Below are 7,660 nucleotides of genomic sequence, written 5' to 3'. Positions count from 1 at the left end.
TGGGGTGCGTGATTTTCTGCTCATAAAAATACCTCCCAAGTGATGTTCCCATTTTACATCACTTGGGAGGTTTACACAAAATCCGGGGTAGACTCATCCCTTTAATATGGTATAAAGATGATAATCATCTTATACCATATTTTACCTATCAATACCTATCTATAGTTCTCAAGTCATTCCGTAAGTCGTCCTTTTCAGCCTCACTGAGCCACTTCCATTCGTCCGGCTCGTCAGGCTTAGACCTAGCCACCAGTTGTGCTTCTTGAGTTCCGCCAGCAATAGCTTTGCTGATGAGGTCAGCGCTACGGGATGGAGTGGGGTAGCCGCCACCGCCTACTCCTGAGGGAGGTGCGGGAGGTGCGGTCCGGAATTTTGTGCCCTTTTCCCTTGGGGCTCTTGCTTCTACTCGCTGGGATTGGTATTTCTTCTGCAGGATAGAATCTTTGAGTTTCCTATGCTTGGCACATAGCTCCTTGTACTCCTTTGCGATAGGGGCATTTTTCCGAAGGATACCCGCCGCTATGGCCTCTATTTGGGTCCTACCTACAGCCGTTCTGCACCTTGCTTCCAGCTCCTGCTCACGGCGGTCAATTTCCTGCCAGGCCTGTTTGCTTTCTTCAGGGGAAAGTTTATCTTCTCGCTTTTTTAGTTCACGCTTATCGGCTCTCAGCTGTTTGAATGCCCCCTGCACGTAGTTATTTTTGGCCATTTCCATGGCACGGGGGTAGCTGATGACCCGCTTTCTCATGTGGTAAAGCTCCTTGGCCAGTTTCTTTTCCTGGTCTTCCAGTCTCGTGAGATTGCCTTTGAGTATGGAGGCCACTTCTTCTGCGGAGAATACCCTGTTCTGCTCTCTAGCAGCAAAATAGTCCTTGATGTGTTTGTCCAGAACCTTGAGTTCGCTGTCCATATTCCGCTGGAGCTTCCTGATTTCTATTTTGGCCAGCTGATTGTCATTCACATAAAAGGCAGCCCGCTTCTGGATGTCAGCCTTGCTGTGGGGAAGATTTAACCGCTCAAAAACCGGGCGTATCTCGGAGGAGACCTGACGGATTTTGAGATTAATCCTGTCCAGCTCTTTGTCAATTTCCGGGCAGATTTTAAGATAGGCCTCCAAGGCTTCCACATCGTCCCCCGCTGGCTCTATCATTCGGTCTTTGAGGAATTCCCACTCCCGTTTTTCCCTGCCGTAGCTTTTCAAGTCCTGCCAAAGTTGCTTTTCCTCGGTAGTCATGGCATCAAGGGATGCCACTTCTATGGCCTGTGGTGCCCAGATGGCCACACCACTGATGGCGGCCATGTCCTTGTCCATAGCCTGGATTTTCTGCTTTTCCTCTGCGAAGTATGCCCGCGCATCCGCATCTTCAATGTCATGCTCGTAGGCCAAAAGCCTTTCCTGCCGCTGCCTTAACTCTGCGGATTTTTCCTCCATGCTGTCCTTATCTATGGCATCCTGAAGCATCAGGCGTGAAATGATATCCTGCTCCCTTTGATGATTGGTGGCTCTCAGATTTTTCAGGTCACGTACCCTCTGCTTATCCTCAAGCAAAGGGTCAAGGGGGCCAAGATATTTTTCTGGCATTTTATTTAGCAGGTCTGCCAACAGATAGTTCCCCTCGGCCAGGGCTTCTTCCCGCTGTGCCTTGAGTGTCCTATGATCTACTCGCAGGTTTATGCCATTTCGCTCCAAAGCATCATTCTGGATCCGGGCGTAGTCCTTCCTCAGCCTCACCAGATATTTCTGACGGTCTTTGGAATTCCACTTCCAGGATTTGGCGCAGCCTCCCTTTTCCGGGTGCTGACCATTGGCCCTGCTAAAGAAAAGCTCCGGCGGACGTTCCTGCTGCCGCTCCAAATCATCAATCTCCCTTGGCGAGAACATAATATGCACATGGGGCTGACGCTCTCCATCCGACATGGCTCCAATCTTATCATGGATGGCATAGGCATAGTAGAAATCCTGCAAATGCTTCTGCATAAATTCCTCAACTATCTTCTTGTTCTCTTCCAGCCCTAGCTCGTTGGGCAAGGAAAACTCTATTTCCTTGTAGCGTTCCCCGTTGATTCTCTCATAGCGGTCTGCTGCCTGAAAAAACTTGGTGGCGCTTCCATCTGCCCAGTTGGGCAGGTGATTTGCCGTATAGAGGCATCCTCCCCTTTTCTTGAAAATGGATTCACGGTTAATGTACTGCACATGACTGGAGGCATAAACGGCATCATTGCATTTCTGGAAGTTCACCATGATGTCATTTACAGTTTTATCGATTGCGTTTCTTCTGGCTCGTAGGCTATACCATCGTAGGTGCGAAGTGTGTTCTCGACATTTTTTGAGCAGGTGATTCTCCTCATCACGAGACAATTGCAATTGGCCTCTTCCTTCTGGGCGTACCATATGGCATTGGGGCAGATGAGGCAAACTGAATCCTCTTTTGGCCAAAGCTTCTAGGGTATCGAGTTTAGCGTGAGGCTCTGTGATTGATATTTCTCCTCGGCCTCTTCCTACTGATTTCCGAGGGTCGGGAATTATTCTGTGGATGTCCTTTCCCCCGGATGCTCTAAAATCTCGTTCTTCATTTTCGTAATCTTCCTTCATGATGGCCATGACCTTATTCTGGTATTCCTCGCTCCAGGTTACCGGCACTTCCAACTTGACTGCCGTAGACATGGCTTTATCAACAAAGCTCCTTCTGCCTTTCAGCTCCAGCTCGTCCCCGTAGATTTTCCGGGCAATCTCTATCCCCATGGCTATGGTTTCTTCGCTGAGAGTAGATTGCCGCATAAAGCGAACGCCGGTCTTGTCCACAAGTATTTTTCCATAGGGACTGCTGTAGAGCAGCAACTCGTTTTCCGGCAGATTTTCAATGGGGTGCTTGCCGGTAATCAGGTTATTGTAGGACAGGCTTTCCAGCTCTTCCTGCCTCAAGTCAGCAAATCTGCCCTCACGCTGGATGTACTCACAGTGAGTATGGGCATTGGTCTGTTTGCCATTAGGGCGTTTGTCTGTCTTTATCTTGAAATGGTAGTTTGGCATTGCAATCCTCCTCCAGCCAACGGTAGTTCAATGAGCGGCAGCGAATGGCAAACGGGCAGCCCCGGGAGGCTCCCCGCTCTGGCAGTGAGGAAAGGACTTTCCCTCGGTGCCGGTCTTTTTGAGTTTCTCCACCGAGAAACTCCTAAGTGAACATGTACGGCAAGGTGAACGGGGTGCCGCTCACGTATGTTGGCATTATAGCACCTATCACTGCTGAATTGTGGCCAGGTTCGAAAAGAGTACAGTTTTCAGAACCCCCTATATTTTTTCACCCAGGGGCAGAAAGTTGGTTGCGCGAAAAAATGTATAGTTTTTCAACCACCAGTAGATTTATAATGGGGTGATTTAGCAAAGGGAGGATTGTCGCGATGACAAGACTGTAAAAAACAAAGAAATAGCCTCCAAGCCCCAGATAAGAAGATAGCAGGGCTGGAGGCACAGAATAAGCGGCTGGAGTACGAGGAAGTGATGACATTTCACAATGTTTCACTTCATGGCAAATCCTTTAATGGTTTTTAAAAATTCCTCCTGCTCAATACGGCCTTCGATGTATCGGCGGCCAATATCCCAGAGACGATTTTTCCTCATAGACGCTACATAGAGTGGCTGCTGGAAAACCGCATAGCATTCCATGAGGCGATCACGAGAAGTGTTCTGTGCAGTTTCACCGAAGCCATCATAACAGTCTTTAGGGCTGATTTGTCCAATGGCATTCTGAAATAGTCTCATAAGTTCTTCTGTATTGGGCTGTCTTTTTTTCTCTACCCAGGGCTTCACCCTAGCCATGAATCTGTCGTCAAGAGCCAGTGGTGCATAGCCCATGTGCTCAATGGACAGCGGCAAGTAAAGACGGGTAGGATCAAGGACGCTCAGATTATGCTGATGGCCATGGATGTTGATATCTGCATCGTGACCAAATTGAGGACGATGTGAGAACAGCAGGCGTATCCCCTGGATTCTCAAGGTCAGTGTTTCAGCCACCAGGCTGAAACCTGCCGACATGTAGAATGAATCAGACCGCTCATCGTGATTGCCGCGCAGAAGTATCTTCCTACCCGGCCAGCTGCCAAGCTTCTGGACAAGCTTCTTGTCGAATGAAACATCGCCCAGGTGAATCATAGTATCATCGTCAGTCACGCTTGCTTTCCAGCGGCGCTCTATGAGAGATTCGAAATCATCAGGACGGTTACAATATCGTTTTATGTTCTCATGCCCTAGGTGGGTATCTGTGATTACAAAAATCATGGAAATCATTCTCCTTGTTTGCAGCAGCCTTGCATATCTGTCAAACCTCTCCCACGGCAAGTTCTCACCATGAAGTTGTTTGACAATATCACTTTTCCGCAAAAACCGAACTCATGCGCTCCACTGCTATGCGAGAAATACCATATCTGGCAGCCAGCTTGCGCCAGTTTTCTGCGACTATGCTCTTGGTGCTGTCCACGATTTCCTTGGCTTCCCTCAAGCTGAGCTGGTAAAACTCCGCAGTTTCCAGAGTCAGCGACATATCAAGGGAACTATCTTCCTCCGTTATGCCCAAGGACAAACTGCTGCCATAAGGATTCGGATTTACATCAAACAAAGGGGAAAGGTGCCAGCCGTCATTATGCAAGAGAAAGCCATGATTTCACAGATGATCATCTGCGTTGGCTATGGCAATGTTGAAGACAATGCGGCTCCATAGCTCCTTCAGGTCTTTCTTGGCCTGGGGACTGTGTGCCGTTATCCAATCGGCAATATCAAGATAAGTCGCGAAATTGTCGTTATCCGTTTTACCCAGCATGGTCATGGCAGAAGCCATGTGAATCCTGGCTTCTTCGTAAGAGATAAAGCCTGAGGCTCTAGACTTCTCTGGCCCGAGTTTTCTGCACATACAAGTTCCCCAGGTATACTTGCCCACGATAGCAGTCATCTAATAGCAGTATATGGCCTTATTGTCCATCTTTATCCCTCTTGGATGCTCTGCGGGCTACTTTCAGTCCCAAATCCTGTATCAAGCGTCCTTTGGCATCGTCCTTGCAGATGAGTAACAAGTCTTTGTCCATGCCCTCTATGGCATGTAAGACCTTGGCATAGGCACCCATGGAAACGGAAGGGCTGCCCTTCTCTATTGCCCAGACAGTAGTACGGGCTAATCCGGCACGTTCAGCAATGACCTCCATGGGGATATTACGGCGTAAGCGGGCCAGCTTGATTTGCTCTCCCATGCGTTGAAGGGTTCGCTGAAGGCTAGGTGTCAGAACTATTTTCTTTCCCACTTTTCTCACTTCCTGATAATGTTTGTATTTACTAACATTATAGCTAAATGTGTTCATTATTACAAACATTATAGATAAGAAGAAAAGGCAAGCAAGCAATTAATGGGGACATTACTTTAATAGGTGTCACAAGACCTGTGGACAAGTCCCCCTTTGCTATGCATGCTTTTAGCATATATGCTATATATGCTTTGCGCGTCTGAAATCCGCGTCATTGCTAGGCTTATGGCACTTAATCGTAGGGAAATGTGACTAGTTCGTAGGAAAATGTGACCTAATTAGGCTTTTAATCGTAGGAGAATGTGACCAGTTTGTATGGAAATGTGACCTATTGGGGTTAATAATCGTAAAAAATGTACTTGTATACCCTACGATAGCTGTGTAAAATATAATCGTAGGGTATTGTGACCTATATTTTAAGCTAAATATTAGGGTGGAAATCACAATTTAATACGATTAACGAGTATGATTAGCAAATGAGGTAAAGATATGTCTGAGGAATTAGATGCGAGAAGACCTATTGTTTATCAAAGTAATCCGTTAGTAGAAGGACGACAGCCGTTCGGTGCTATCGAAATGCGCCTATTTTTACTTGCTCTGCAACATGTAAATCCGCATGTATCCCAAAATGATAAATATTATGACGAGGCATTCAAAGATTTACGGTTAACTCCTGGGCAGGTAAAAAACATATTCGGACATGGTGAGTATCTTAATAGATTGGAATCTATATGTAAAGGCATGGCTGAGAAGGTAGTCACTGTACGTGATAGCGAGGGTGGCTTAACTATATATCCTATATTTGGACGCATACATTATAAACCAGAAGAAGGGTTGTTAATTAAATTTAACGAGGATATGAGACCGCTCATATTAGATATACTTGAATCTGGAAGAGGCTATACTAAATTAGATGCAAAACAACTTTTTGGACTTCATTCTGCTTACGCAGTAAGATTATTGGAGATAATGTTACAATATCGTGGTATGATGCAGAATAATACGATTACTAGATATGTAACAGTTGATGACTTAAGATTTCTTATGAACATAGAAGAAGGAAAGTATCAGCATTTAGGGTCATTTGTGCAAACGATAGTAGAAATGCCTATAAAGGATATAAATGAGAGTACAGAATATGATATAAGTTATGAGAAAATAAGAAAAGGTAGAAAAATATTAGGTTTTAATTTCACACTCAAAGTTAATGAAGTTCAGTTAAGTGATGAGATAAAAAACAACATAAAATTAGAAATGCCTCCTAGCAAAAAAAATAGACATGGTTTGTCAGCAAAGGTGGTTACACAGCTAACAACAATATGTGGTAGTAAAAACGAGTTTGAACTGAGAATGGAGCATGCCTTAAAGTTAGCTAAACAGAGGAAGCCGGACAATTTGCAGGGATTCTTGTATAATGCTATAAAGGAAAACTACAGACAGCAGGACTTGGACGCACAAGCGGCTATTGAGCGTGAAATGAAAGCAATTCAGGAAAATAATGAGTGGGAACAAGTGGCGCTCAAAATGTTCTCTAACGAAATAAGTGTCAAAGAGGACAGGCCGGAGATTCCCTTTGACCAAGGTAATCCCATGGATGCAGCTATAGTACGCCTTATCAGGAATGCCTTAAAGGAACGAAGGTTAGATTTTACGACCAGAAGCAGGTTAGAAGACCATAATATGAGCGTCCCACGATTCCTAGAATTGTATGGGATGGTGTAAAGTGTCTATAATACCTAGTAATCCATAATATATGTATCGGATATAATAAGTATTACTAAGCGTTAATATAAATATAAAATTTATTACATAAACCTGTCACAACTGGGCAGGCCTATTGGCCAATATATCTTCAAGATTAATGTGAATTAGAAAAGTCGACAGTCTAAATGAGAATGGGTAGCTGTTGGTTTTGAGGTGATGGGAAATGCTTTTACACAAAGCTGGAATACCGTAGCTTGAAAGCGTATGGAAAAATTGGCGCAGAAAACACCAGCCCTTGAAAAAATAGAGTCTACCCCGGATTTTGTGTAAACCTCCCAAGTGATGTAAAATGGGAACATCACTTGGGAGGTATTTTTATGAGCAGAAAATCACGCACCCCAGAAGAGCAAGCCCGCCGGGAGAAGATTCGGGCACTGCTGCAAGAAAGCAACGTCACCAGCATGGAGGACATTCAGAACTTATTTAAGGAAACTATAGCAGAGTTCATGGAGAATGGCCTTGAAGCAGAGCTGGATGACTCCCTGGGCTATGGTAAGTATGACTACAAGAACAAGGATACGGACAACAGCCGTAACGGCCACAGCCGCAAGAATCTCCGCACCAGCTTTGGCGATGTGGAGATTTCAGTCCCCCGTGATCGTAAAGG

7 protein-coding genes are annotated in these 7,660 nt (G+C 45.5%); 2 read left to right on the top strand and 5 right to left on the bottom strand.

Translation table 11 applies throughout. The features are described from left to right. Nucleotides 1–148: 148 nt before the first annotated feature. The 5 genes from BLW59_RS16725 to BLW59_RS16705 all read right to left on the bottom strand — a co-directional run bounded on the left by BLW59_RS16725 (nt 149) and on the right by BLW59_RS16705 (nt 5,289). Nucleotides 149–3,031 (bottom strand): MobA/MobL family protein, encoded by a 2,883-nt coding sequence (locus BLW59_RS16725; protein WP_318258726.1) that lies wholly within the window; start codon nt 3,029–3,031, stop codon nt 149–151. A 486-nt stretch (nt 3,032–3,517) separates the two neighbouring features. Then, nucleotides 3,518–4,276 carry a metallophosphoesterase gene (locus BLW59_RS16720; protein ID WP_074698980.1) on the bottom strand — a complete coding sequence of 253 codons (759 nt, stop codon included), beginning with the start codon at nt 4,274–4,276 and terminating at the stop codon, nt 3,518–3,520. An 88-nt stretch (nt 4,277–4,364) separates the two neighbouring features. After that, on the bottom strand, nt 4,365–4,571 hold the full coding sequence (locus BLW59_RS17575; RefSeq protein WP_175463493.1) for a hypothetical protein: 207 nt from the start codon (nt 4,569–4,571) through the stop codon (nt 4,365–4,367). 87 nt (nt 4,572–4,658) lie between these two features. Then, on the bottom strand, nt 4,659–4,904 hold the full coding sequence (locus BLW59_RS16710) for a HipA domain-containing protein (protein WP_074698976.1): 246 nt from the start codon (nt 4,902–4,904) through the stop codon (nt 4,659–4,661). Between the two features lie 58 nt (nt 4,905–4,962). Next, the gene (locus BLW59_RS16705; RefSeq protein ID WP_217634653.1) at nt 4,963–5,289 is read right to left on the bottom strand and encodes a helix-turn-helix domain-containing protein; all 327 of its coding nucleotides are present in this window, start codon (nt 5,287–5,289) and stop codon (nt 4,963–4,965) included. A gap of 489 nt (nt 5,290–5,778) precedes the next feature. On the opposite strand from BLW59_RS16705, the gene BLW59_RS16700 reads away from it, so the two are divergent. Together BLW59_RS16700 and BLW59_RS16695 are read left to right on the top strand one after the other, a co-directional pair. After that, nucleotides 5,779–7,011, top strand: a complete 1,233-nt coding sequence (locus tag BLW59_RS16700; RefSeq protein WP_074698974.1) for a replication initiation protein — start codon at nt 5,779–5,781, stop codon at nt 7,009–7,011. Between the two features lie 359 nt (nt 7,012–7,370). Then, a partial coding sequence (locus BLW59_RS16695) for a transposase (protein WP_175463492.1) occupies nt 7,371–7,660 on the top strand: 290 nt, incomplete at its 3' end.

Source organism: Selenomonas sp. KH1T6 (assembly GCF_900108415.1).
Lineage (GTDB): Bacteria > Bacillota > Negativicutes > Selenomonadales > Selenomonadaceae > Selenomonas_B > Selenomonas_B ruminantium_A.
Note: the sequence above shows the minus strand (reverse complement) of the source record. Positions and strands in the feature narration are given on the sequence as shown.

Bases quoted from the DNA above. Each gene is read 5' to 3' on its own strand.
- BLW59_RS16725 (WP_318258726.1), bottom strand. From the start codon at position 3,031: ATGCCAAACTACCATTTCAAGATAAAGACAGACAAACGCCCTAATGGC.
- BLW59_RS16700 (WP_074698974.1), top strand. From the start codon at position 5,779: ATGTCTGAGGAATTAGATGCGAGAAGACCTATTGTTTATCAAAGTAAT.
- BLW59_RS16710 (WP_074698976.1), bottom strand. From the start codon at position 4,904: ATGTGCAGAAAACTCGGGCCAGAGAAGTCTAGAGCCTCAGGCTTTATC.
- BLW59_RS16720 (WP_074698980.1), bottom strand. From the start codon at position 4,276: ATGATTTTTGTAATCACAGATACCCACCTAGGGCATGAGAACATAAAA.